The following is a 249-nucleotide window of genomic DNA, read 5'->3' on the forward strand; positions in this document are numbered from 1 at the left end:
GCCACTTCGCCTGGGCCTTCGTCGTGCTCTGGCAGATCGGCTCCGCGCATTCAGCCGCCAGGCGGCACGCAAGCACCTCGACGAACAGCGCATCGAATGACGTGGTGTCCGACGGCAATGCGATGTACCGGAGTTGAAGCGGCGCGGGCAGATCGGTGAGGATCAACTTTCCCTCAACGGAAAACAGCCCGCGCTGATCGACTTTGGGATAGACGAGGAACGGGCCGACCTGCAGGTTGCGGACCCAAT

Annotated in this window: 1 pseudogene; it reads right to left on the bottom strand. The window is 62.7% G+C overall.

The window, feature by feature from the left end:
- Window positions 1-249: pseudogene (locus SB772_RS43980) on the bottom strand (hypothetical protein); the annotation flags it as partial.

It is taken from the genome of Paraburkholderia sp. SIMBA_030 (assembly GCF_046535245.1).
GTDB lineage: Bacteria > Pseudomonadota > Gammaproteobacteria > Burkholderiales > Burkholderiaceae > Paraburkholderia.